22 protein-coding genes are annotated in these 22545 nt (G+C 71.1%); 13 read left to right on the forward strand and 9 right to left on the reverse strand.

What is annotated here, in order from left to right; all coding sequences use genetic code 11:
• Positions 1 to 31: 31 nt before the first annotated feature.
• Positions 32 to 1021, forward strand: coding sequence for a 2,3,4,5-tetrahydropyridine-2,6-dicarboxylate N-succinyltransferase (gene dapD / locus HJD23_RS32745; protein ID WP_171108941.1), 990 nt, complete (start codon positions 32 to 34; stop codon positions 1019 to 1021).
• 126 nt (positions 1022 to 1147) lie between these two features.
• The gene (locus tag HJD23_RS32750; RefSeq protein WP_171108939.1) at positions 1148 to 1384 is read left to right on the forward strand and encodes a hypothetical protein; all 237 of its coding nucleotides are present in this window, start codon (positions 1148 to 1150) and stop codon (positions 1382 to 1384) included.
• Positions 1385 to 1593: 209 nt separating this feature from the next.
• Here HJD23_RS32750 and dapA read toward each other — a convergent pair whose 3' ends face one another.
• Entirely contained in the window at positions 1594 to 2535 is a 942-nt protein-coding gene (dapA, locus tag HJD23_RS32755) for a 4-hydroxy-tetrahydrodipicolinate synthase (RefSeq protein ID WP_171108937.1), read from the reverse strand.
• Between the two features lie 133 nt (positions 2536 to 2668).
• Between dapA and HJD23_RS32760 the strand changes: the two genes are divergently transcribed.
• The 6 genes from HJD23_RS32760 to HJD23_RS32785 all read left to right on the forward strand — a co-directional run bounded on the left by HJD23_RS32760 (position 2669) and on the right by HJD23_RS32785 (position 6107).
• Entirely contained in the window at positions 2669 to 2845 is a 177-nt protein-coding gene (locus HJD23_RS32760; protein ID WP_171107085.1) for a hypothetical protein, read from the forward strand.
• The gene (locus tag HJD23_RS32765; RefSeq protein WP_171108936.1) at positions 2842 to 3609 is read left to right on the forward strand and encodes a hypothetical protein; all 768 of its coding nucleotides are present in this window, start codon (positions 2842 to 2844) and stop codon (positions 3607 to 3609) included. Before HJD23_RS32760 ends, HJD23_RS32765 begins: the two co-directional genes overlap by 4 nt.
• Positions 3610 to 3661: 52 nt before the next feature.
• Complete coding sequence (locus tag HJD23_RS32770) at positions 3662 to 4081, forward strand: phage holin family protein (RefSeq protein WP_171108934.1); 420 nt, start codon at positions 3662 to 3664, stop codon at positions 4079 to 4081.
• The gene (locus tag HJD23_RS32775; RefSeq protein ID WP_171108932.1) at positions 4078 to 4575 is read left to right on the forward strand and encodes a DUF3618 domain-containing protein; all 498 of its coding nucleotides are present in this window, start codon (positions 4078 to 4080) and stop codon (positions 4573 to 4575) included. The genes HJD23_RS32770 and HJD23_RS32775 overlap by 4 nt, the downstream gene beginning before the upstream one ends.
• A 142-nt stretch (positions 4576 to 4717) precedes the next feature.
• Positions 4718 to 5329, forward strand: a complete 612-nt coding sequence (locus HJD23_RS32780) for a helix-turn-helix domain-containing protein (RefSeq protein WP_171108930.1) — start codon at positions 4718 to 4720, stop codon at positions 5327 to 5329.
• Between the two features lie 34 nt (positions 5330 to 5363).
• Positions 5364 to 6107 carry an SRPBCC domain-containing protein gene (locus tag HJD23_RS32785; RefSeq protein WP_171108928.1) on the forward strand — a complete coding sequence of 248 codons (744 nt, stop codon included), beginning with the start codon at positions 5364 to 5366 and terminating at the stop codon, positions 6105 to 6107.
• A 19-nt stretch (positions 6108 to 6126) separates the two neighbouring features.
• Here HJD23_RS32785 and HJD23_RS32790 read toward each other — a convergent pair whose 3' ends face one another.
• Positions 6127 to 7953, reverse strand: coding sequence for an endonuclease/exonuclease/phosphatase family protein (locus tag HJD23_RS32790; RefSeq protein ID WP_171108926.1), 1827 nt, complete (start codon positions 7951 to 7953; stop codon positions 6127 to 6129).
• Positions 7954 to 8258: 305 nt separating this feature from the next.
• Here HJD23_RS32790 and HJD23_RS32795 point away from each other — a divergent pair, with 305 nt between their 5' ends.
• The 5 genes from HJD23_RS32795 to HJD23_RS32815 all read left to right on the forward strand — a co-directional run bounded on the left by HJD23_RS32795 (position 8259) and on the right by HJD23_RS32815 (position 14481).
• Positions 8259 to 9737, forward strand: coding sequence for a hypothetical protein (locus HJD23_RS32795; RefSeq protein WP_171108925.1), 1479 nt, complete (start codon positions 8259 to 8261; stop codon positions 9735 to 9737).
• 189 nt (positions 9738 to 9926) lie between these two features.
• Positions 9927 to 11381, forward strand: coding sequence for an alkaline phosphatase PhoX (locus HJD23_RS32800; protein ID WP_171108923.1), 1455 nt, complete (start codon positions 9927 to 9929; stop codon positions 11379 to 11381).
• Between the two features lie 346 nt (positions 11382 to 11727).
• Positions 11728 to 13317 (forward strand): TROVE domain-containing protein, encoded by a 1590-nt coding sequence (locus HJD23_RS32805; protein ID WP_171108921.1) that lies wholly within the window; start codon positions 11728 to 11730, stop codon positions 13315 to 13317.
• Positions 13318 to 13395: 78 nt separating this feature from the next.
• Entirely contained in the window at positions 13396 to 13860 is a 465-nt protein-coding gene (locus HJD23_RS32810) for a hypothetical protein (RefSeq protein ID WP_171108920.1), read from the forward strand.
• Positions 13861 to 13908: 48 nt separating this feature from the next.
• Positions 13909 to 14481: a TetR/AcrR family transcriptional regulator gene (locus HJD23_RS32815; RefSeq protein WP_171108917.1), complete on the forward strand. Its 573-nt coding sequence runs from the start codon at positions 13909 to 13911 to the stop codon at positions 14479 to 14481.
• A 170-nt stretch (positions 14482 to 14651) separates the two neighbouring features.
• On the opposite strand, the gene HJD23_RS32820 is transcribed toward HJD23_RS32815, so the two are convergent.
• From HJD23_RS32820 to HJD23_RS32850, 7 genes are all read right to left on the reverse strand, one after another.
• Positions 14652 to 15884 (reverse strand): TerD family protein, encoded by a 1233-nt coding sequence (locus HJD23_RS32820; protein ID WP_171111463.1) that lies wholly within the window; start codon positions 15882 to 15884, stop codon positions 14652 to 14654.
• 290 nt (positions 15885 to 16174) lie between these two features.
• Complete coding sequence (locus tag HJD23_RS32825) at positions 16175 to 17164, reverse strand: zinc-dependent alcohol dehydrogenase family protein (RefSeq protein WP_171108915.1); 990 nt, start codon at positions 17162 to 17164, stop codon at positions 16175 to 16177.
• Positions 17161 to 18030, reverse strand: coding sequence for a carbohydrate ABC transporter permease (locus HJD23_RS32830; protein WP_171108913.1), 870 nt, complete (start codon positions 18028 to 18030; stop codon positions 17161 to 17163). The genes HJD23_RS32825 and HJD23_RS32830 overlap by 4 nt, the downstream gene beginning before the upstream one ends.
• The gene (locus tag HJD23_RS32835) at positions 18030 to 18977 is read right to left on the reverse strand and encodes a sugar ABC transporter permease (protein ID WP_171108911.1); all 948 of its coding nucleotides are present in this window, start codon (positions 18975 to 18977) and stop codon (positions 18030 to 18032) included. Before HJD23_RS32835 ends, HJD23_RS32830 begins: the two co-directional genes overlap by 1 nt.
• Positions 18974 to 20341, reverse strand: a complete 1368-nt coding sequence (locus tag HJD23_RS32840) for a sugar ABC transporter substrate-binding protein (protein ID WP_171108909.1) — start codon at positions 20339 to 20341, stop codon at positions 18974 to 18976. The genes HJD23_RS32835 and HJD23_RS32840 overlap by 4 nt, the downstream gene beginning before the upstream one ends.
• Before the next feature lie 138 nt (positions 20342 to 20479).
• Positions 20480 to 21292: a DeoR/GlpR family DNA-binding transcription regulator gene (locus tag HJD23_RS32845; RefSeq protein ID WP_232108215.1), complete on the reverse strand. Its 813-nt coding sequence runs from the start codon at positions 21290 to 21292 to the stop codon at positions 20480 to 20482.
• 284 nt (positions 21293 to 21576) lie between these two features.
• Positions 21577 to 22401, reverse strand: coding sequence for an NAD(P)-dependent oxidoreductase (locus tag HJD23_RS32850; RefSeq protein ID WP_171108907.1), 825 nt, complete (start codon positions 22399 to 22401; stop codon positions 21577 to 21579).
• Positions 22402 to 22545: the final 144 nt, after the last annotated feature.

The following is a 22545-nucleotide window of genomic DNA, read 5'->3' on the forward strand; positions in this document are numbered from 1 at the left end:
TCCGTGGCCCCGCGCCGGTTAGGTTGCCCTCATGACCGACACGACTGCTCCTCGCACCACCGGCGCCGTGGCCGCCGGCCTTGCCACGATCGCCGCCGACGGCACTGTTCTCGACACCTGGTTCCCCGCCCCCGAGCTGGCCGCCGAGCCCGGACCGGCCGGTACCGAGCGCCTCGACGAGGCGCGCACCGCCGAGCTGCTCGGTGAGCACGGCGTCGCGGCCGTCGGCAAGGACGAGGTACGCGGCGTGGAGGTCGTGGCGGTCCGGACGGTCATCTCCTCCGTCGACGACAAGCCGCTCGACACCCACGACGCATACCTGCGCCTGCACCTGCTCTCGCACCGCCTGGTCAAGCCGAACGAGCCGAACCTCGACGGCATCTTCGGCCTGCTCGCCAACGTCGCCTGGACCTCCCTCGGCCCGGTCGCCGTCGACACCCTGGAGACCGTACGGCTCGCCGCCCGTGCCCGCGGCCTGCACCTCAGCGTCTTCGGTGTCGACAAGTTCCCGCGCATGACCGACTACGTGGCCCCGGCCGGCGTCCGGATCGCCGACGCCGACCGCGTCCGCCTCGGCGCCCACCTCGCCGCCGGCACCACCGTCATGCACGAGGGCTTCGTCAACTTCAACGCGGGCACCCTCGGCACCTCGATGGTGGAGGGCCGTATCTCGCAGGGCGTCGTCGTCGGCGACGGCTCCGACATCGGCGGCGGTGCGTCCACCATGGGCATGCTGTCCGGCGGCGGCAAGGAGCGGGTCGCCATCGGTGAGCGCTCCCTCGTCGGCGCCGAGGCCGGTATCGGTATCGCGCTCGGTGACGACTGCGTGGTCGAGGCGGGCCTCTACCTCACCGCCGGCACCCGGGTCACCATGCCCGACGGCCAGATCGTCAAGGCCCGCGAGCTGTCCGGCGCCTCCAACATCCTCTTCCGCCGCAACTCCGTCACCGGCACGGTCGAGGCCCGGCCGAACAACGCCGATTGGGGCGGGCTGAACGACGTGCTGCACAGCCACAACTGACGTCCGCCGTCGCTCGACGATCACTTAAAAGGATTACCGTCCGTTACCTCGGACGGCTCCCGGCAGATGAATCCGGTGGACCCAGTGTCCGATCAGATGCCGAAACGGTGAGACGAGGACTGAGCAATGACGAACGAGCGGGCGAGGATCGCGGCGCGTCGGGTGACCGGTGTGGTGACCCTGGCGACGATGTGCTGGCTCCCGGCCGGTGTCGCGCACGCCGACGAGACCAACCAGGCCTCGCACAACGGCCCGCGGATCGGCCTGGTCAACCTCGGCCAGGTCGACGACCCGATGGAGGACGTGCTGGAGCACTTCCGGCTGCTCGGCGACGAGCACACCACGGAGAACGCTGCGGGCTGATCCGCCCCGCCGCGAGCACCGAGGCCCGGGGCCCCCACCGCGTGGAGATCATGGAGACATGGTGAGCGGCGGGGGCCCCGGGCCTTCGTGGTCACACCGCGCAATCGCGGGTCCAGCAGAAGGCTGTCGCCGTCATGCGCTCTGTCGCCCGTCATACAGGCTGTCCCAGTCATACAGGCTGTCGCGAGTCATACAGGCTGTTCGCCCAGTCATGCAGGCTGTCGCCCGTCCGCCGTCCGTTCCTCGTACGTCGCCAGCTCCCCGTACGCCGCCAGCAGACCGTCCGTCGCCTCGCGGCCCGCCGGGCGCAGGGGTGGGCGGACCGGGCCCGACGGCAGGTCCAGCGCGGACAGCAGCGCCTTGGCGGTGACCGTGCCGGGCAGGCCCGCCGACATCATCGCCTCGATGAGGGGCACGGCCTGCAACTGGCGGCGGGCCGCGCCGGCCGTGTCGCCCGCGTCGAAGTCGTCGTACAGCGAACGGACGTGACGGGGGATCAGGTTCGCCACCGTGCTGACGCAGCCCGCCGCGCCCACCGCGTACAGGGCGAGAATGTGTTCGTCGCAGCCCGCGTAGTACGCCAGGTCCGTACGGGACAGGACCTTCTGGGTGCCGAGGACGTCGTACGAGCAGTCCTTGACCGCCACGACGCGGGGATGCTCGGCGAGCCGGATCAGTGTCTCCGGTTCGATGCGGGTGCCGGTGCGGCCCGGGATGTCGTACAGCATGAGCGGCAGGCCGGACGCGTCCGCCACCTCGCGGAAATGTGCTTCCACCGCGTCCTGCGGGGGCCGGCTGTAGTACGGGGTGACGACCAGGGCGCCGTCCGCGCCCGCCTGCTCGGCCTGCAGCGTGAGCTCGATCGTGTGGCGGGTGTCGGGGGTGCCGACGCCCGTGACGACGGACGCGCGATCCCCCACCGCTTCCCGGACCGCCCGGACGAGCACTGCCTTCTCGGCGTCGGACGTGGTCGGTGACTCGCCCGTCGTGCCGTTGAGCACCAGCCCGTCGCAGCCCCGCGACACCAGCCGGTCGGCGAGCCGCTGCGCGCCGTCGAGGTCGAGCGCACCCGCCTCGGTGAAGGGCGTGATCATCGCGCAGAGGGTGCGGCCGAAGGGCGGGGCGGGGACGGGGGAGGGGGTGTTCGTCATGGGAGTAGTGTCGGCAGGGGCATTGTGTAGATCCACTTAAATTTCCTACGAGGTATTCATAAGCCTTCCTGCGATGAGGTGACGGCCGCGGAGCGCAAGGCGCTATGGGCAACCCCGCCCCTCATGGGTCACCATGGCCGGGACGGTCCACCACCACCTGGTCCTGGGAGGCGTCATGAAGCTCGGCAAGGCACTCGTCACCGGAGTCGCGGAGGAGCAGCCGGTCGCCCACGAGGAGGAACTCGAACTCCCCGTGGAGATCAAGGACTTGGCGGAGCCCGCGCCCGAAGAGGTGCCGGCCGCCCGATGAGGCTGCGGCTTCCGGAGGAACGTCCGACGGAGCCGCCGACCGGCTACAAGATCGCCCACCCGGTGCTGTCGCAGGACGGCACTCGGGCCGGGTTCACCGGTGTGTCGCTCGGCGGCGCGCTGCCGTACGGAGTCGTGGCGGACGCGTCCTGCGTCTACGGTCTGCGGCACGCGGTACCGTACCGCCGTTGCGACTGCGGGTTCCACTGCGTGCACGAGCGCTCGGTGGCCGAGGGGCTGCTGTGCACCGCCGAAAACCGGACGGCCGTGCTCCTGGACGTGCTGGTCCTCGGCCGTTACATCCGCTTCGAACGCGGTTTCCGTTACGCCCGCCAGAGGGTCCGCACGGCGACCGTCGGCCCCTGCGGCTGCGGTACGACCGCGGCCGCGCTGGCCGACGCGGGCTGGGGCAGGCCCGGCTGGCGCGCCCTGGCCCCGTCCTGCGCGGGCTGCCTGCGCGGCCGTACGTCCGTCTCCCTCGCCTCCTTCGCCCGGCTGGCCGGGGAGGGCCTGCGGGTCGTGGCGGGTGCGGGGGCGGCAGCGGGCGCGGCGTTCGGGGCGGGCCCGGCGGCCGCTTCCGGGGCATCCGAACGATCACCGACCGGCCCCGGCGGAACCGGCCTGCCGCCCGCGTCGCTGCCCGCCGGCCTCGGCGTACCCGAACTCGTCGCCGAAGCCGCCCTGTTGCAGGCCCGCCTCGACTGGTTCCAGACCCAGCTGGCGCGGCTCGGCCGGCGCGGTCGCGGGGACGTGGAGCACGGGTAGCGGGGGCGGGTGCGGGTACCCGGTGTTCCGAACCGAGAGGAGGCGGAACACCGTGACCGGTATCCCGGACACCAAGCCCGTGGCCGAGGAGCACCACTCGGTGGGCGAACTCGTCGGCCAGGCAACCGAACAACTCTCCCAGCTCGTACGGCAGGAAGTGCACCTCGCCAAGGAGGAACTGGCCGAGAAGGGCCGGCGCGCGGGTCGCGGCGGCGGACTCTTCGGCGCCGCGGGCGCCGTCGCCTACGCCGGGCTGCTCGCCCTGGCCGCCACGGCCGCCGCCGCGCTCTCGCTGACGCTGCCCGTCTGGGCCGCGGCGCTGATCGTCACCGGCGTGCTCTTCGCGCTCGCCGGACTACTGGCCGCGACCGGCCGTGCCCAGCTGCGCCGCGCGGCACCCCCCACGCCCGAGGAGACCCTCGGCAGCGTCAGGGCCGATGTCGAGGAGATCAGGGAAAGGGCACATCGATGACAGACAGGACGACGCGGGGAACCGGCGCCAAGGGGCCCGACGAGCTGCGCCGGCAGATCGCGCAGACCCGCAGCCAACTCGGTGACACCATCGAGGAGTTGGCGACGAAGGCGGACGTCAAGGGCCGCGCCAGGGCGCGCGCCGCCGACCTGAAGGACAAGGCCGGTGCCATGACCGTCCAGCTGCGCGGCTCCGCCGCCCACGCCGGCCATGCCGTTCAGGGCAAGGCGGCTCAGGCGGGGCACGCGGTGCAGGGCAGGGCCGTCGAGGCGACGCACGCCGTGCAGGGCAGGGCCGCGAAGGCGAGCCACGCGGTGCAGGGCAGGGCCGCCCGGGCGAGTGAGGCCGTGGAGCACGGTGGCATGCCGCGACCGGTGCGTACGGTCGCCCAGGCCGGGCTACGGCATCCCCGGCCGGTGCTGGTCGCCGGGGCGGTGGCCGGTGCGGTGATCGTCGCGGCGGCGGTGCTGCGGCGGCGGCACTGCGGGCGGTAGGTGACCGGAGCGATGGTCGGCGCTTGATCGCCGTCGAGATCGAAGGCTGGTCGGTGGACGTACCGGCCAGCCTTCTTCATGCCACCTCACCGAAAACTCCAATCGCCTGGACAAAAAAAGTTTTCGGTGAGAGGGTGGAGGCATGCTGGACGTGACCGTGATCGAGGACCCCGAGGCCGCAGCCGTCTGTCTGGACCCCGTCCGGGCCCGGCTGCTCGCCCGGCTCGCGGACGGCCCCGCGTCGGCCGCGATGCTGGCCGGCCAGATCGGGCTGCCCCGTCAGAAGGTGAACTACCACCTCAAGGCGCTGGAGCGGCACGGCCTGGTCGAGCTCGCGGGGGAGCGCCGCAAGGGCAACATCACCGAGCGGCTGATGCGGGCGACCGCCGCGTCGTACGTCATCTCACCGCTCGCCCTGGCCGCCGTACAGCCCGACCCGGACCGCTTCCGGGACCAGCTCTCCGCGCGTTGGCTGCTCGCGCTCGGCGCGCGGCTCGTGCGGGACGTCGGCACGCTGATCTCGGGCGCGGCGAAGGCCCGCAAGCGGCTCGCGACGTACGCGCTCGACGGCGAGGTGCGGTTCGCCTCGGCCGCCGACCGGGCGGCGTTCGTCGAGGAGCTGACGGCGGGCGTGACCGCGCTGATCCACAAGTACGACGCCCCGGACGCCGAGGGCGGCCGGGACCACCGGATCGTCGTGGCCCTCCACCCCACGGTCAAACCCCAGCCCTCTGCCCCGGAACTCGACAGCTAGTACCGCCGGTACCGCCGCCACTCAGGAGCCAACCATGTCCAAGGAATTCGAGATCGCCCGAGAGTTCGAGGTCGACGCCACGCCCGAGCAGGTGTGGGAGGCCATCACCACCGGCACCGGCGGCTGGCTGTGGCCGATGGAGGCGCCCGAGCCGCGGAAGGGCGGCAAGGGACCCTTCGGGTCCGAGGTCATCGCCTGGGACCCGCCGCACCGGTACACCAACCGCGTCGCGGACGTCGAGGGCATCTCCGAGCAGACCCTCAACCAGCTCGACTACACCGTCGAGCCGCGCGACGACGGGCGGCGGGCCTGGGTGCGGTACGTGCACAGCGGGATCTTCGTCGACGACTGGGACAACCAGTACGACGGCGCGAGCAAGCACACCGACTTCTACCTGCACACCCTGCGCGAGTACCTCACGACGTTCGGCGGCCGGCCGGTCGTCGCCTTCGCCACCTTCGACGGACCCGAGGCGTCCGGCACGCCCGACGCCCTGGCCACCGTCGCGCGGGCGCTCGGGCTGGCGGACGACACCGCCGAGGGCGCGCGGGTCCAGGCACGCGGGCCCGAGGGGCAACTCCTCGAAGCCGTGGTCGACTTCCGCAACCCGTACTTCATCGGGCTGCGCACCGACGACGCGATGCTCCGCTTCTTCGGACGCAACCACTGGGGCCACCGGGTCGGCATGTCCGTGCACGACTTCGCACCGGGCGCCGACGCCGAGGCGGACGAAGCGGCGTGGCAGGGCTGGCTGAACGGCGTGTTCAGCCGGCCCTGACCACGGGCGTTACGGACGGTTACGGGCGGAACCGCAGCACCTGCGGGTCGTGGTCGCTGATCTGGTCGTGGAACTCGGCGTTGATGTGCACGCTGTCGTACTCGAAGTCGCAGCCGCGCCGGATCGACGGGCTGATCAGGATCTGGTCCAGGGTCTGGCTGTTGCCCTGGTAGACGTACGAGTAACGCTCGCTCCTGGGCAGCGACTTGATCGCCGACCACAGCTCGCTGTCGCCTTCGAGGATCTTGACCGTGTCGGAGAACTCGAAGTCGTTGATGTCGCCGAGCGTGACGACGTCCGCGTTCTTCTGGGTGTCCAGGATCTGCTTCACGAACGCGTTCACCACCGTCGCCTGGAGGTGGCGCTGGGACTCCGACGTGCGGGTCGGCGGCTGGTACTGGGCGTGCAGCGACTGGTCGCCGCCCTTCGACGCGAAGTGGTTCGCGATCACGAAGACCGTCCTGCCCCGGAAGACGAACTCGCCGACCAGCGGCTTGCGGCTGTCCTCCCAGGCCGCGTCCGTCGGGTCGATCCGGCCGGGGGAGACGGTGAGCGCCGCCTTGCCGCGGACCTTGGTCACGCCGGTGGCGGTCGTCGCGTCGCCGCCCGGGCGGTCGGTGAAGGACACCCGCTGAGGGTTGAACAGGAACACGTTGCGGATGTTGCCGCCGGGCTGGCCGCCGTCCTCGCCGTCCACCGGGTCGACGGAGCGCCAGTCGTAGCGCGGGCCGCCCGCGGCGACGATCGCGTCGATCAGCTTGGACATCGTCTGGTCGGCGGCGACCGTGCCGTCGTTCTTCGAGCCGTTGTTGTCCTGGATCTCCTCCAGGGACACGATGTCGGGCGACTGGAGGTTGCGCACGATCGCGGCGGCGTGCGCGTCGAACGTGGCGTCGGCCGGGTCGAGGTTCTCGACGTTGTACGTCGCCACCGCCAGCTCGCCGCGCCGCTGCTTGCGGGTGGTCTCGCGCTCCAGACCGCCCTGCTCCAGGGTGCCGAGCTCGCGTGCGACCAGGGTGTAACCACCGAACTGGGTGTAGTCCAGCGGACCGGTCGTGGTGCCGGTGAGCATGTCGCCGACGTTCGCGTCCGGGAAGTCGGCGGCCTTGCCGAGGGACTGGATCTGCAGTCGGCCGGTGTTCTGCGAGGTGTACGAGCCGTAGACCGCGCCGCCGTGGCGGCTGGCGTTCTCGCGCGGTTTCACCGTGACCCACAGCTCGGTGTACGGGTCGGTGGCGCCGACCACGCGGGTGTCGGCGACCTGGACGTTCATGCCCTCCAGGGACTCGTAGTAGTCCAGGGCGTACTTCTCCGGCTGGAGCGGCAGGCCGTTGATGGAACCCTTCGCCGCCGGGTCGCCCGCCGGGGCGTAGGCGTTCGGCACGGACCGCGCGTCGATCACCGTGGCGGCCGGGACGGGGTTGCCGCTGGACACGACGGTGATCGTCGGCCGGGTGATCTCGGTGAGCGCCTGGTTGCCGGAGGAGGTGCCGCCCGGGACGTACTCGGACACCGTTCCCGACACGGTCACCGAGTCGCCGACGGCGACCTTCGGGGTGGAGCCGGTGAAGACGAAGATGCCCTCACTGGTGGCCGGGTCGGCGTCCGCGCTCGGGTCCTGGATCCAGAAACCGCGCGACGAACCGTAGGTGCGCACGCCGGTGACGATTCCGGCCACGTCCGTGACCTGCTGACCGGCGTACGGCGATGTCCGCGTACTGCCTTGGATGTCATGGATGCGCACCGCGTCCGCGTGCGCGGGCGAGGCGACGACGACGGTGGACGCCGCGGAACAGACGGCGGCGACGGTGAGCGCGGCAAGGCGCGCGGAAGACTTGCTCGGCAACGGGATCCCTCCGGGGACGTACGTGAGCGCCGGGACGAGGGTGGAACGGAAAACAGTGACGACGCGCGTAGAAACCGTGGACGGAGTGAACACTTGTCCCCCCAACTTCTACGCGCGTCAATTTCCTGTGTACTCAGGCCACTTGTCAAGGTTTCGGCCATGTACGGCGCCCGACGGGGAGATGAACCGGGCGGCATGGGTTGAAATCCGTCTAGGCTGAGTGGCCGAGTCGTACGACGACTTCCGGGGTCGTACGACGTCCAGACGGTCGTACGGCCTTCCAGGCGCCCTAGGAGATCTCCCCGATGTCAGACAGCTCCCCCCTGCCGCCGGTGCGGCTGACCTCCGAAGCTGAGCTGGCGCGCGACGCGCTGTCCACGCCGTTGCTGTCCCGGGCCGCCCGGCTCGCCCGCTGGGCCGGGCCCGAGACCCGCGTGGACGCCGGGGGCGCACTGGTCGACGAGCAGCTGCCGGCCGCGGCCGAGGTGCTCGGGCTGAGCGGGGACGACGCGGCGGCGCCGGCCAGAGATGCCTGGCGGGTCGCCGTGGACACCGGACTGGTCGAGGTCGTCGACGAGGAGGCCGGCACGGTCAGGGCGGGCGAGGAGCTGGCGCAGCTCACCGGCGGCTCCCCGCACGACGTGCTCGGCGTCTGGCTGGGCGCCCTGGAGACGGTGCTCGCCGACGCGAGCGTGCCCGACCTCGACGAGCCGGCCGAGGCGATGGACGAGGGCGGCCGCGTCGACACGTCCGCGCTGGACTGGGACTTCGAGGCCGAGTCCGCGTTCCTCGACGGCGTGCTCGGCAACCTCTACCTGCTCACCGTCAGCGAGGACGGCCCCGGCGGGGCGGCGGTGCCGCTGCCCGCGCTGGCCGCGTCGATGATCGTGCCCAATGACATGGCCGAGCCCACCAACGACGTCCTGGAGCAGGTGTCCGACGCGATGATGCGGCTGGACGACCAGTTCCGGGTGCTGCAGCCGGTGGGGCTGGTGGACTACCAGCCGGTCGACGAGACGCTGATGGCGGACACGGGGGACACCGGGGGCGCCGCGGACTCCGGGAGCGCCGAGGGCGCCGAGGGCACCGGGGAGGAGCCGGGCGCCGTCGACGACACCGACGTGTCCCGCTACGGCATGGTCCGGCTCACGCCGCTCGGCCTGTACGGGCTGCGGGCGCGGCTGCTGGAAGCCGGTTTCGACGCGCCCGCCGTGGGCGAACTGGCCGACAAGGGCGCCGACGCGCTGCTCGACGGAACGGCCGCCTTCGGGCCGCGGGCCGCGCAGGCCGAGACCGAGCAGTGGCTGGCCCGCCGCGAACCGCTCGTCGCCGCACGGGAGTTGCTCGCCGCCGCCCGGGGCGCCGACTCCGGCGCCCCGCTGCGCAGGCTGCGCTGCCAGCAGGCCCTCTCCCTTGTCGGCCCCGACGCCGAACCCGCCCTGCGGGACGTCCTCGACGACCCCGAGCTGGGCGGTCTCGCCCGGGTCTGGCTGACGGAGCACGGCTGTACGGACGTACCCGCCCCGTCCGAGGCGATGATCTTCTGGCTCACCGTGGACACCCTGGCCGCGCAACTCGCCGCCGAGGGCAACTCCGAGGAACTGCGCGGCCTGGTGGAGGGCCTCGCGGAACAACACAGCGGGTTCTTCGCGGCGGCCTGGCGGGTGGACCATCCGGCCACCGCGGACGTCCTGGAGGCGATGGGGCGGATCCACCCGGACAAGAAGATCGCCAAGGAGGCCCGGAAGGCGGCGTTCAAGGCGCGGTCGCAGCACGGGGCTTGACGGGTCTCTGACGTTGCGGGGGCGGTTGCCCGGACGGTTTCCGGCCCGCTGGACGGGGCGTACGGATTCATGGAAGCGAGCCCTGCGGTGTCGCTCGGTGTTCAAGTGGGGTTCACGGGCGGGCGACAGCGTTGCGCCGACCCGAGGTCCGCCACCCTCCACGGCACTCGCCCCGTCACAGGAGACAGCATGTCGCTCACTCGCAGGGACTTCGCCAGGACCACCGCGATCACCGGCGCCGGTGTCGCACTCGCGGGCAGCGTCGGCGCGCTCGCCAGCGCCCCCGGCGCCCTCGCGTCCACCGAGACGGAGACCACGGGCGAGGAGTCCGCGGCCCAGCACGGCGGCGTCGGATACGGCCCGCTCGTCCCCGACCCCGACGGTATCCTCGCGCTGCCCGCCGGCTTCTCGTACCAGATCCTCACCTACGCGGGCAGGACCAGGCTGGAGTCGGGCGAGTTCACTCCCGCCGAGCATGACGGCACCGCGACCTTCCCCGGCCCGCGCGGCACCACCCTCCTGGTCAACAACCACGAGATGGACGGCCCGCGCGACGAACAGGAGTACCCCGTACCGCTCATCGACGGTCTCGTCTACGACCCCGCCGCCCCCGGCGGCTGCACGGTCGTCGAGGTGCGCCGCGACGGCCGGGTCGCCGAGTGGGTCGGCATCGCCGGCACCGCCAACAACTGCGCCGGCGGCTCCACCCCCTGGGGCACCTGGCTGACCTGCGAGGAGAACTCCGACCGGGCCGGCGAGAACGGCATGACCAAGGATCACGGCTACGTCTTCGAGGTCGACCCCTGCGACCGGCGCGCCAACCGCGACCCCAAGCCGCTGAAGTTCTTCGGCCGGTACGACCACGAGGCCGTCGTCATCGACCCCAAGCGCGGCCACGCCTACCTCACCGAGGACGCCGACGAGCCCAACGGCCTGTTCTACCGCTGGACCCCGCCGAAGGGCTTCGAGTACGGCCACGGCAAGCTCCGCACCCTCGCCGACGACGCCGGTGTCCTGCAGGCGCCCAAGTGCTTCAACTCCGGCGGCCACTTCGTCGACGACCTCTCCCGCGCCACCAAGGTCGGCACCGTCTACGGCGTCGACTGGGTCGACGTCCCGGACCGCGACGCCAGGACGGTCTCCGTGCGGGAGCAGTTCGGCGAGGGCGAGATCACCCGTGCCCGCAAGCTGGAGGGCATGTGGTGGGGCGACGGCGGCGCGTACATCGTCTCCTCGTACGCCCGTGAGGAGAGCCCCGTCCAGCACGACGGCCAGGTCTGGTTCTACGACCCCAAGCGCCGCACGCTGACGCTGAAGGTCCTGCTCGGCGTCAACCCCGACCCGGCAGATCCGTCGGCGGATGGCGCCTTCGACGGCCCCGACAACATCACCGTCTCCCCGTACGGCGGCCTGGTCATCGCCGAGGACGGCGACGGCATCCAGCACCTGTTCGGCGCCACCGACAGCGGCCGTACCTACCCCATCGCCCGCAACGACCTGAACATCGGCACCGAAGAGGAGCCCGAGTACAGCGAGTTCACCGGCGTCACCTTCTCGCCCGACGGGAGGACGCTGTACGCGAACATCCAGGAGCCCGGCATTCTGCTGGCCATCACCGGCCCCTGGAAGCGCCAGCGGCGCTGATTAATTCACTCGCCGGGCCCGCGCTGCGCCTCCTACAGTGAAATCACAACGTCACGCACCTCCCGGTGCGAAGGCGGCGGCTACTTCTCTGAAAAGAATCCATGCCGCCGCCGGTTTGATCTCGGGAGGCGCAGCTTGTGGTGGGTGCCCGGTGCGCAGGCAGCGGATACTTCCGGGACCTGGTGGGAGACCGTGCGGGTTCGAATCCCGTCATCGACTCAGGGTCGATGTGGCGGAATGGGCAGACGCGCCAGGGTATGAGCACCGTCGCCGATTTCGATCTCGGGCACACCTCCTTTCGCTGCGCATCCCTCCGAAACACGGAAAGAATTCGGGGGAATTCACCATGGCGCGATTCAACACCAAGGCCGCCAAGGCGCAGCCGACCTCGCGGGTGACGTCGACGGGGCGTGTCCTGCGTACCTTCCAGGGCGGCCGGGGCCGTGAGCGCGAGGCGCGCTCCGAGCTTTTCCTGCTGTCCGTCTCCCACTTCGTCTCGCAGCAGACCTTCTACGAGACCGGTGCCGACCGCGACGACCGGTTCGCGACGCTCGTACGCGAGCTCGCCGTCACGGACCCCGAGTGGACCGCCGGCCTGCTCGGCTGGCTGCGCGGCGCGGGCAACCTCCGTACGGCATCGATCGTGGGCGCGGCCGAGTACGTGAAGGCGCGACTGGAGGCCGGTGCGACCGAGGGCCCGTCGAACCGTCAGGTCGTCGACTCCGTGCTCCAGCGCCCCGACGAGCCCGGTGAGCTGCTCGCGTACTGGACGTCGGTGTACGGCCGTGCCGTCCCCAAGCCCGTCAAGCGCGGCATCGCCGACGCCGTACGACGTCTCTACAGCGGCAAGTCGCTGCTGAAGTACGACACCGCGTCCAAGGGCTACCGCTTCGGCGACATCCTCAACCTGGTGCACGCGGCGCCGGACCCGGCCAAGCCGTGGCAGGGCGAGCTGTTCCAGTACGCCCTGGACCGCCGGTACAACCCGGACACGGCCGTACCGCCCGCGTCGAACCGTACGCTGGTCGCGCACCGCGAGCTGATGGCGCTGCCGGTCGAGGAGCGGCGCGCGGTGGTCACGTCCGAGGGCGGCGCAGAGCGGCTCGCGGCGGCCGGGATGACCTGGGAGGCGCTGGCGGGCTGGCTGCAGGGGCCGATGGACAAGGCGGCCTGGGAGGCCGTGATTCCGTCCATGGGTTCGATGGCGCTCGTTCGCAACCTGAGGAATTTCGACGAGGCCGGTGTCTCGGACGAGGTGGCCGCACGGGTCGCGGCGAAGATCAGCGACCCGGCGGAGGTGGCGCGTTCGCAGCAGTTCCCGTTCCGGTACCTCGCCGCGTACCAGCACGCACCGTCGCTGCGCTGGTCGTACCCGCTGGAGCAGGCGCTCGGCCACGCGCTGGCCAACGTGCCCGCGCTGCCCGGCCGGACGCTGGTGCTCGTCGACCGCTCGGGTTCGATGTTCTACTCGCGGCTGTCCGACCGGTCGGAGCTCAACCGGGCCGACGCGGCGGCGATCTTCGGCACGGCGCTCGCGCTGCGGGCGGCGGACGCGGATCTCGTCGAGTTCGGCACGAGCAGCAACCCGGTGCCGTTCCGCAAGGGGGAGTCGGTGCTCAAGGTGCTGGAGCGGTTCGGCGACCTGGGCGGCACCGACACCACCGAGGCGGTACGCCGGCACTACCGCAAGCACGACCGGGTGCTGATCGTCACCGACGAGCAGTACGCCTCCAGCCGCCACGGCGACCCGACCGAGCAGGTCCCGGCGCACATTCCGGTCTACACCTGGAACCTGGCCGGGTACCGGGCGGGCCACGGGCCGTCCGGGAAGGGCAACAGGCACACGTTCGGCGGGCTGTCGGACGCGGCGTTCCGGATGGTGCTGCTGCTGGAGGCAGCGCGGGACGCCGACTGGCCGTGGGTGGCGGTCGGTTGAGGGCCACGCGCCGGATGAGGCCCACGGGCGGCGGGTAGACCGTCCGTGGGCAGCACCCGAGGGGGAGAGGTGACAGGCATGCCGGACCGGTCCGAACTGCCGCCCGGAAACGCCGGGCTGGGCGTCGCCATGGTCGCCTTCGTCGCGTTCTGCGTCGGTGTGCCGGCCGTCGTCGTCGGGGTGGTCAGCCTCGTGGTGTACCAGGCGGTCAAGGAGCCCAACTCGCCGTACCGGGTGCACTACTCGCAGCCCGGCAAGGCGTGCAAGCAGAACGCGGACGCCCCGGACTCGGCGCTCATCCTCGACGACAAGACGGGTGAGGTCCTCTACTGCGGCTTCTTCGAGTCCTTCGGCGAGCTGAGCGAGGCGGACCGGCGGGAGGTGCAGCGGACGGTCGAGAGCATCAGCCGGGCCAACGGGCACGAGAAGATGTCGTCGACCCTCACCGAGCGCATCACCGGGAGACTCGCCTGGGGCATCGCCGTGGGGCTGGGGGTGTTCGCCTGCATGGGGCTGTTGGCGCACTACATGGAACAGGAGTAGTGCGACGTAGCATGCGGGGAGAGTCTCCGGTATGCGAGGAGTTGCTGGATGGCGCAGGTCAAGCCCATGCGTGCGGACGCTCGGCGCAACTATGAGCGGTTGCTGAAGGCGGCGGTGGAGGCCTTCGCCGAGCATGGGGAGGGCGCGTCGCTCGATGACATCGCCAAGCGGGCGGGGGTCGGGTCCGGCACGCTCTACCGGCACTTCCCCACACGCCGGGCGCTGTTGGAGGCCGCCTACCTCGATCGGATCGAGGCGCTCGCGCTGCGCGCCGACGTGATCGCGCGGGAGCTGCCGCCGGGTGAGGCGCTGGTGGAGTGGCTCAATGAACTGGGCCTGGGCATGATCCAGGTCCGTGGCCTGAAGTCGCTGCTGGGTTCGGCCGTCACCGACGACGACTCGGCCGTGGCCACCGCCTGCGGGACCAGCCTCAGGCGAGCGGCGGAGCGACTCGTGCGGGCGGCGCAGGCGGACGGCAGCCTCCGGGCGGACGTCGAGCCGATCGAGATCCTCCGGCTGACGCACGGGGTGGCGACGGCGTCGGAGCTGGCGGACGGGGAGGGCAGGGACATCCGGCGGTATCTGTCCCTGCTGACGGAGGGACTGCGGGCGGTGCGGTGAGCGGCGTCCCGCCCCGACGGCGCCCCTGAGGAACTCGACGTTCGTCGCGCCCGCCTTCTCCGCGTCGGCCAGGGCCAGGGCGAGCAACGCAAGAGTGCGCCGTGCCCACCCTGAGGACGCGGAACCTCGGGTTGGCACGGCGCTCGGACGCTGCTCCGACCGGCGTCTCCTTACAGCGACTGCGCCGCCGGCTTGACCATGTTGCGGACCGTGCGGGCCTTGACGAAGTCGCCCATGGCCGTCATCTCCCACTCGCCCGAGTACTGGCGGATCAGCTTGGCCATCATCACGCCGGTCTGCGGCTCGGCGTTGGTGAGGTCGAAGCGGACGAGTTCCTCGCCGCTGCCCGCGTCGATCAGGCGGCAGTAGGCCTTGGCGACCTCGGTGAACTTCTGGCCGGAGAACGAGTTGACCGTGAAGACCAGGCCGGTGACCTCCTGCGGGATGCGGCCGAGGTCGACGGTGATCACCTCGTCGTCGCCGCCGCCCTCGCCGGTGAGGTTGTCGCCGGAGTGGCGGATCGCGCCGTTCACGATCTGGAGCTTGCCGAAGTAGCAGCTGTCGATGTGGTTGCGCTGCGGGCCGTACGCGATGACCGAGGCGTCCAGGTCGATGTCCCGGCCGCGGTACGCGGGCTCCCAGCCGAGGCCCATCTTGACCTGGGAGAGCAGCGGGCGGCCGCCCTTGACCAGGGAGACGGTCTGGTTCTTCTGGAGGCTGACCCGGCCCTTGTCGAGGTTGATCTTCCCGGCACCGGGGGCGGCGGCGGGGACCGGCGGGGCCGCCGGGGGTGCGGCGGGCGCGGGCGTGGTGAGGTGGGGGCTCATGGTCGGGGCGGGCGGGGCCACCGGGGGCTGCATCGGCGCCGGGGGCGGGGTGACCGGCTGGGCCGGGGCGGCCGGGGCGGCCGGTTCCTCCACCGTCACGCCGAAGTCCGTGGCGATGCCGGCCAGGCCGTTGGCGTAGCCCTGGCCGACCGCGCGGGCCTTCCAGGCGCCGTTGCGCAGGTAGATCTCGACGACCACCAGTGCCGTCTCCGTGCCGAGCTGCGGGGGCGTGAACGTGGCCAGGACGCTGTTGTCGTCCGCGTTGCGGATCGTGGCCGTCGGTTCGATGCCCTGGAAGGTCTGGCCGGCGGCGTCCGGGCTCGCGGTGACGACGATCTTCTCGATGCCCGGGGGGAGGGCGGTGGTGTCGACCGTGATGGCATCCGGGGCGGTGCCGCCGCCCGAGCGGTAGGTCACGCCCGGGCCGGAGGGCTGGTTGTAGAAGATGAAGTCGTCGTCGGAGCGCACCTTGCCGTCGGCGGTGAGCAGCAGGCCCGATACGTCGAGCCGCACCGGGGCGGCGACGTCCACCGTCACGCGGGCGGTGGAAAGAGGGATGTTCGAGCCGGGGGTCATAGCTGTCATGCCCCGTGAACGACCGGGGCCGCTTTACCGTTCCCTTACCGGGCGGCCGATCGGGTCACCGGCGGGTCGGGGCGGGCCGATGGTTTTCGCCCCCGCCGCCCCTACCCGTCCCATCCCCAGGGGACTCCGTCCCCTTCGACCCCTGCTGGGGGCTGCGCCCCCAGACTCCCTTCGGCCTGAACGGCCTCGTCCTCAAACGCCGGACGGGCTGGGTGTCTCGGCCCTCCGGCGTTTGAGGAGCGGGGTCCAGGGGGCAGAGCCCCCTTAGGGCGAGGAAAACCTCATGGCACCACGACGATCTTCCTGCCGACACCGGACGCGAACTGCTCCAGGGCCTGCGGATAGCTGGTCAAGGGCAGGCGGTCGCTGATGAAGATCTCGGGGTCCAGGACACCGCCCGCGAACAGCTCCGCCGCGCGTTCGAAGCTGTGCAGGACCGCCATCGAGCCGGTGATGGTGATCTCCTGGTTGTAGATGCGGTACGGATCGATCGTCACGCGCGTCGCGTAGTCCGCCACACCGAACTGGAGGAACGTGCCCGCCTTCGCGACCCGGTCCAGGCCGTCCTGGATCGCCGCCGCGTTCCCGGTCGCGTCCACCACCACGTCCCAGCCCTGCGGGCGGTCCAGTTCGTCGGCGTTGGCCGCCGACGCCGACACGCCCAGCTTGCGGGCCGTTTCCAGCCGCGCGGGGTTCACGTCCACCACGTCCACGCTCGCCGCGCCCGTGCGCTTGGCCAGCTCCAGCATCATCAGGCCCATCGTGCCCGAGCCGTAGATCAGGACGTGGGCGCCCAGGCGGGACTGCAGGACGTCGTAACCGCGTACCGCGCAGGACAGCGGCTCGACCAGTGCCGCGTCCTGGGTGCGGATGTGCTCGGGGAGCCTGACGCAGTTCGCCACCGGCGCCACCGCGTACTGGGCGGCGCCGCCCGCCGTCGTCACGCCGATCGCGGCCCAGCGTTCGCAGAGGTTGTTGTGGCCGGTACGGCAGTGGCGGCACTCGTAGCAGTACAGCGACGGGTCGACGGCCACGTGGTCGCCGGGCGACACCTCGGTGACCTGGGTGCCCACGGCCACCACCTCGCCCGCGAACTCGTGACCGGGCACGATCGGCAGCTTCGGTGCGAACTCGCCCTGCAGGATGTGCAGGTCCGTGCCGCACAGGCCGCACGCCGCGACCTCGACCACGACGTCGCGCGGTCCCGGCGTCGGGTCCGGTACCTCGGCGACGACGGCCCTGCCCACGGACTCGATGACGGCGGCCTTCATTTCACGGCTCCCAACGACAGACCCTGGACCAGCTTGTCCTGGGCGGCGAACCCCGCGGCGAGCACCGGCAGGGAGATGACGAGCGACGCGGCGCACACCTTGGCCAGGAACAGGCCCTGGCTGGTGATGAAGCCGGTCAGGAAGACGGGGGCGGTCTCGGCGACCACGCCGCTGAGCACCCTGGCGAACAGCAGCTCGTTCCAGCTGAAGATGAAGCAGATCAGGGATGTCGCCGCGATGCCCGGCAGGGCGATGGGGGCGACCACGCGCCACAGGATCGTCGGCAGTCGCGCGCCGTCGATCTGCGCGGCCTCGATGATCGCGACGGGCACCTCGGAGAGGAAGGACTGCATCATCCACACCGCGATCGGCAGGTTCATGGCCGTGTAGAGGACGACCAGCGCCCAGATGTTGTCGAGCAGGCCGGCGTTCTTCGCGAAGAGGTAGATCGGCAGCAGGCCGGCGACCAGCGGCAGCATCTTGGTGGAGAGGAAGAAGAACAGGACATCCGTCCACTTCTTCACCGGGCGGATGGACAGGGCGTACGCGGCGGGCAGCGCGAGGAGGAGCGTCAGCAGCGTGGAGGCCACCGAGGCCGTCGCCGAGTTGATCAGCGAGGGCCAGGGGCTGGCGCCGCCGCCCACGCCGAAGAACTGCCGGTAGCTGTCCAGGGTGAGCGAGGCGGCGACGGAGGGCGGGTTGGTCGCCGCGTCCGCCTCGGAGTGGAAGGACGTCAGGACCATCCAGAGGATGGGGAGTACGAAGAGGATTCCGGCCAGCCAGGCCGTGATCCCCAGGGCGGCGCCCTGAAGCCGGGCGCGGGCCCGGGACGGTCGCGGGGCGGCGGTGGTGAGCGTGGCGGTCATCAGCGGGACACCTCCGCACGGAACAGGGACGACACGACACGCAGGGCGAAGGTCGCGAGGACGAGCGAGCCGATGACGACGATGACCCCGGCCGCCGAGGCGAGGCCGTTCTCGTGTGCCTGGTAGAAGGTCTGGTAGATGGTGTACGGCAGGTTCGCGGTGCCCAGGCCGCCGGAGGTGATGGTGTACACCGCGTCGAAGTTCTGCACGATGTAGATCGAGCCGAGCAGCACGCTCAGTTCGATGTAGCGGCGCATGTGCGGCAGCGTCATGTGGACGAACACCTGCCAGTCGTTGGCGCCGTCCACCCGGGCCGCCTCGAGCAGCTGCGGGTCACGGCTCTGCAGCCCGGCGAGCAGGATCAGCGTCATGAACGGCGTCCACTGCCAGATCAGCGAGGCCTCGACCGCCATCAGCGGCATCTCGGAGATCCAGTCCGGCTGTACCGCCCCGTCCCCTCCGATCCAGTGCAGGATGCCGTTGAACAGGCCGTACTCGGGGTTGAACAGCACGTGCTTCCACAGCAGCGCGGCCGCGATCGGCACCAGCAGGAACGGGGCGATGAGCATCGTGCGCACGACGGCCCGGCCACGGAACCTCCGGTCGAGGAGCAGTGCCAGCACCAGGCCCAGGACCAGGCTGACGAGCACGACCGTGACCGTCAGCAGGACCGTCGTCCACACCGACTTGCGCAGTGCGGGCGTGCTCAGCACCTCCGCGTAGTTGGCGAAGCCGGCGAAGTGGCGCTGGTCCGGGTAGAGGGCGTTCCAGTCGAAGAACGAGATCACCAGGGTGGCCACGAAGGGCAGCTGCGTCACGACGATCATGAAGATCAGCGCGGGCAGCAGCGGGGCGCGGGTGGCCCACGCGCGCATACGGTTCGGCCGCCGGGCCGCCGGCCGCGCGGGGGCGGCGGCGACCCGGGTGGGGGGAGTCGTGACGGTCATGATGACTGGTACTTCTTTCCGACGGCCTCGGCGAGCTTCTGCGACTTGCTCAGCGCGCTGTCCACGGACTGCCGGCCGGCTATCGCGGCGCTGATCTCCTGGGAGACCTTGGTGCCCAGGTCGGTGAACTCGGGGATGCCGACGAACTGGATGCCGGGCGCGGGCCGGGGCTGCACGCCCGGGTCCTCGGGCTTGGCGTTCGCGATGGCGTCCCGGGTGACGTCCGCGAAGGCGGCCGCCTCCTCGCGGTACTCCGGGACGTCATAGGTCGACGCGCGCTTGCCGGCCGGCACGTTGGCCCAGCCGACCTCTTCGCCGACGAGCTTCTCGTAGTCCTTGCCGGAGGCCCAGGAGATGAACTTCCAGGCGTTCTCGGCGTTCTTGGACGCCTTCTGGACGCCCCACGCCCAGGTGTAGAGCCAGCCCGAGCTGTCGGTCTTCTCGACCGGCGCCGGAACGTAGCCGATCTTGCCCTTGACCGGGGAGCCGGAGGCCTCCAGGGAGCCGGCGCCGGCCGTGGCGTCGTACCACATGGCCGTCTTGCCCTGGGTCATGTTGTTCAGGCACTCGGCGTAGCCGGACTGCGCGGCGCCCGCCTCGCCGTGCTCGCGGACCAGGTCGACGTAGAACTGGGTGGCGTCCTTGAACTCCTTGGAGTCCAGCCGCGCGTTCCAGTCCTCGTCGAACCAGGTGCCGCCGAAGGTGTTGACGACCGTGGTCAGGGGCGCCATGACCTCGCCCCAGCCGGGCAGGCCGCGCAGACAGATGCCCTTCATGCCTGCCTCGGCCCCGTCCACCTTGGCGGCGAGGTCGGCGACCTGCTGCCAGGTGGGCTTGTCGGGCATGGTCAGGCCCGCCTTCTCGAAGACGTCCTTGCGGTACATCAGGAAGGAGGACTCGCCGTAGAAGGGCTCGCCGTAGAGCTTGCCGTCCTCCGCGGTGAGGGCCTGTGTCATCGGCGTGAGGATGTCGTCCTGGTCGAAGGCGGTGTCGCTCTTGACGTACTCGTCCAGGGAGTGGAGCCAGCCGTTCTTGGCGTAGATCGGGATCTCGTAGTTGCTGAGGGTGGCGACGTCGTACTGGCCCGCCTGGTTGGCGAAGTCCTGGCTGATCTTGTCCCGGACGTCGTTCTCGGGCAGGACGGTGAAGTTCACCGCGATCCCGGTGTCCTTGGTGAAGTGGTCGGCGGTGAGCTTCTGCAGCTCCACCATCTGCGGGTTGTTCACCATCAGGACGTTGAGGGACTCGCCGTCGGAGGATCCGGACCCGCCGGCGCCCGCGCAGGCGGCGAGTGAACTGATCAGCGTTCCTACGGCGGCCACGGCAAGCAGTCTGCGTGGCGTGCTTCGGCTCTGGGTTCGCATGCGGCTCTCCTGAACATTTGGGGGCAAAGAGGACTGCTATGGGATGGAGGTGCCCTGCAGGTGGGTCGGTCGGACGGGGGATCTTCGAATGCGGTGCGTGGGGCGGTGCGTGGGGAGGTGGGGGCGGCGGACCCGAGGTCAGACGCGGACGACCTGCGGGCCCAGCAGTGAGTAGCGGTGGGCCTCGGCCGCGGGGAGCAGGGTGCTCGTCACGATCGCCTCCAGGGCGCCGACCTCGGCGAACCGGCAGAAGCTGACCGCTCCGAACTTGGTGTGCACGCCGGCGAACACCGTGCGTCGCGCGGACCGGATCGCCTGCGACTTGACCTCGCTGACCGCTGGGTCGGGGGTCGTCAGGCCGTGTTCGCGGGAGATGCCGTTGGCGCCGATGAACGCCAGGTCGATGACGAAGCCGGCGAGCATCTTCGTCGTCCAGTGGTCGACGGTCGCCAGCGTGCCCGAGCGGACCCGGCCGCCGAGCAGCAGGACCGAGATGTTCTCGGCCTCGGCGAGCGAGCCCGCGACCGGCAGGGACGCGGTGACCACGGTGAGGGGCCGGTCCCTGGGCAGGGCCTCGGCGACGAGCTGTGGGGTGAAGCCCTCGTCGACGAAGACCGTCTCGGCGTCCCCGAGCAGCTCGGCCGCCGCGGCCGCGATCCGGCGCTTCTCGGGCACGTGGCTGGTGGCGCGGAAGGCGAGTGTCGTCTCGAAGCCGGCGCTCTCCACGGGGTAGGCGCCGCCGTGGGTGCGGCGGAGCAGGCCGTGGTCCTCCAGCACGCGCAGGTCCCGCCGGACGGTCTCCTTCGCCACGCCGAGCTCGGTGGCCAGCGCGGTGACGTCGACCGAGCCGGTGGCACGCGCGACCCGCACGATCTCGCGCTGGCGCTCCTCGGCGGTCTGCGCCGCCCTCGCCGTCGTCATTGTCGACACCCGCTTCCGTGCTGTGTGCATGGCTCGATCGTCGGGAGGCGTTCGAACCGGTACTGCCCGTTCGGGCTCGGGGGAGCCCGTGGGGGAAGTTCTACAGCGGTGCTGCGGGACTGAACAGGCCTGTTGCCGATCCGATACTGCCCGTTTGTGACCGTTTGCCGCGGCGCCTGCCCGTCTCGGACCTGCGCGTCCGAGGGCGGCGGCGTGAGAACGGGCAGCGCGGATGCCCGAATGCGGGAGCGGGCGGGCCCGTTCGGTGCCCGCCCGCTCCCGCCAGGCGCTCGCTGTGCGCCGTCCTGGCCGAATCAGTACGGCCAGATCGGCGGGTCGTTCACGAAGTGGCCGCCCAGGCAGGCGTGGGCCGGATTGGCCGGGTCCAGCTCGCCCTGCTCGGCGATCAGCTTCTCGGCGTACGGCTCCGAGTCGTCCTGCGGTGCGTAGCCGAGCGCCCGCGCGGTGGACAGGTCCCACCACAGGCGCGTGTTCGCGGACGAGCCGTAGACGACCGTGTGCCCGACGTTCTCGGCGGTCAGGGCCGCGTGGAAGAGGCGGGCGCCGTCGGCGGGGCTCATCCACACCGAGAGCATGCGCACGCTGGTCGGCTCCGGGAAGCAGGAGCCGATGCGGACGGAGACGGTCTCCATGCCGTACTTGTCCCAGTAGAACTGCGCGAGGTCCTCGCCGAAGGACTTGGACAGGCCGTAGAAGGTGTCCGGGCGGTGCGGGGTGTCGACCGGGATCAGCGCGCTCTCGTCGAGAGGGGTGTCGCCCTGGGGGCGTGGGGTGTAGCCCACCGCGTGGTTGGAGGAGGCGAAGACGATGCGGCCGATGCCCTCCTCGCGGGCGGCCTCGTACAGGTTGTACGTGCCCTCGATGTTCGCCTTGAGGATCTTCTCGAAGGGGGCTTCCAAGGAGATGCCCGCGAGGTGGATGATCGCGTCGACGCCCCGCACGGCCTCGCGCAGGGCCGCCCGGTCGGTGAGGTCCGCGGTGATCGCGTCCGGTGAGCCCTCGATGGGGCGCAGGTCGAGCAGGCGCAGCGCGTACCCGTGCGCCGGGAGCAGGTCCCGCATCAGGGTGCCGAGCCCGCCGGCGGCGCCGGTGAGCAGAACGGTGCGGGGAGCGGGCATCCTCGGGTCTCCTTGCGGGGTCTCCTTGGGTGAACGGCCGTATGTATGCACGGCATTCACATTCGTGGACACGCTAAGGAGCGAGACCGTGCCAGTCAAGGGGCGCGCCGAGGTAGGGAAATCCGCTGGTGTACTGGGGGTTGA

The organism is Streptomyces sp. Z423-1, assembly GCF_013009255.1.
GTDB classification, from domain to species: Bacteria; Actinomycetota; Actinomycetes; order Streptomycetales; family Streptomycetaceae; genus Streptomyces; species Streptomyces gossypiisoli.

Coding starts and splice junctions, on each gene's coding strand:
- HJD23_RS32840 (WP_171108909.1), bottom strand. CDS start 20,341: ATGCGAACCCAGAGCCGAAGCACGCCACGCAGACTGCTTGCCGTGGCC.
- HJD23_RS32780 (WP_171108930.1), top strand. CDS start 4,718: ATGCTGGACGTGACCGTGATCGAGGACCCCGAGGCCGCAGCCGTCTGT.
- HJD23_RS32785 (WP_171108928.1), top strand. CDS start 5,364: ATGTCCAAGGAATTCGAGATCGCCCGAGAGTTCGAGGTCGACGCCACG.
- HJD23_RS32810 (WP_171108920.1), top strand. CDS start 13,396: ATGCCGGACCGGTCCGAACTGCCGCCCGGAAACGCCGGGCTGGGCGTC.
- HJD23_RS32830 (WP_171108913.1), bottom strand. CDS start 18,030: ATGACCGCCACGCTCACCACCGCCGCCCCGCGACCGTCCCGGGCCCGC.
- HJD23_RS32845 (WP_232108215.1), bottom strand. CDS start 21,292: ATGCACACAGCACGGAAGCGGGTGTCGACAATGACGACGGCGAGGGCG.
- dapD (WP_171108941.1), top strand. CDS start 32: ATGACCGACACGACTGCTCCTCGCACCACCGGCGCCGTGGCCGCCGGC.
- HJD23_RS32820 (WP_171111463.1), bottom strand. CDS start 15,884: ATGACCCCCGGCTCGAACATCCCTCTTTCCACCGCCCGCGTGACGGTG.
- HJD23_RS32750 (WP_171108939.1), top strand. CDS start 1,148: ATGACGAACGAGCGGGCGAGGATCGCGGCGCGTCGGGTGACCGGTGTG.
- HJD23_RS32835 (WP_171108911.1), bottom strand. CDS start 18,977: ATGACCGTCACGACTCCCCCCACCCGGGTCGCCGCCGCCCCCGCGCGG.
- HJD23_RS32760 (WP_171107085.1), top strand. CDS start 2,669: ATGGCCGGGACGGTCCACCACCACCTGGTCCTGGGAGGCGTCATGAAG.
- HJD23_RS32775 (WP_171108932.1), top strand. CDS start 4,078: ATGACAGACAGGACGACGCGGGGAACCGGCGCCAAGGGGCCCGACGAG.
- HJD23_RS32815 (WP_171108917.1), top strand. CDS start 13,909: ATGGCGCAGGTCAAGCCCATGCGTGCGGACGCTCGGCGCAACTATGAG.
- HJD23_RS32765 (WP_171108936.1), top strand. CDS start 2,842: ATGAGGCTGCGGCTTCCGGAGGAACGTCCGACGGAGCCGCCGACCGGC.
- dapA (WP_171108937.1), bottom strand. CDS start 2,535: ATGACGAACACCCCCTCCCCCGTCCCCGCCCCGCCCTTCGGCCGCACC.
- HJD23_RS32795 (WP_171108925.1), top strand. CDS start 8,259: ATGTCAGACAGCTCCCCCCTGCCGCCGGTGCGGCTGACCTCCGAAGCT.
- HJD23_RS32850 (WP_171108907.1), bottom strand. CDS start 22,401: ATGCCCGCTCCCCGCACCGTTCTGCTCACCGGCGCCGCCGGCGGGCTC.
- HJD23_RS32805 (WP_171108921.1), top strand. CDS start 11,728: ATGGCGCGATTCAACACCAAGGCCGCCAAGGCGCAGCCGACCTCGCGG.
- HJD23_RS32800 (WP_171108923.1), top strand. CDS start 9,927: ATGTCGCTCACTCGCAGGGACTTCGCCAGGACCACCGCGATCACCGGC.
- HJD23_RS32825 (WP_171108915.1), bottom strand. CDS start 17,164: ATGAAGGCCGCCGTCATCGAGTCCGTGGGCAGGGCCGTCGTCGCCGAG.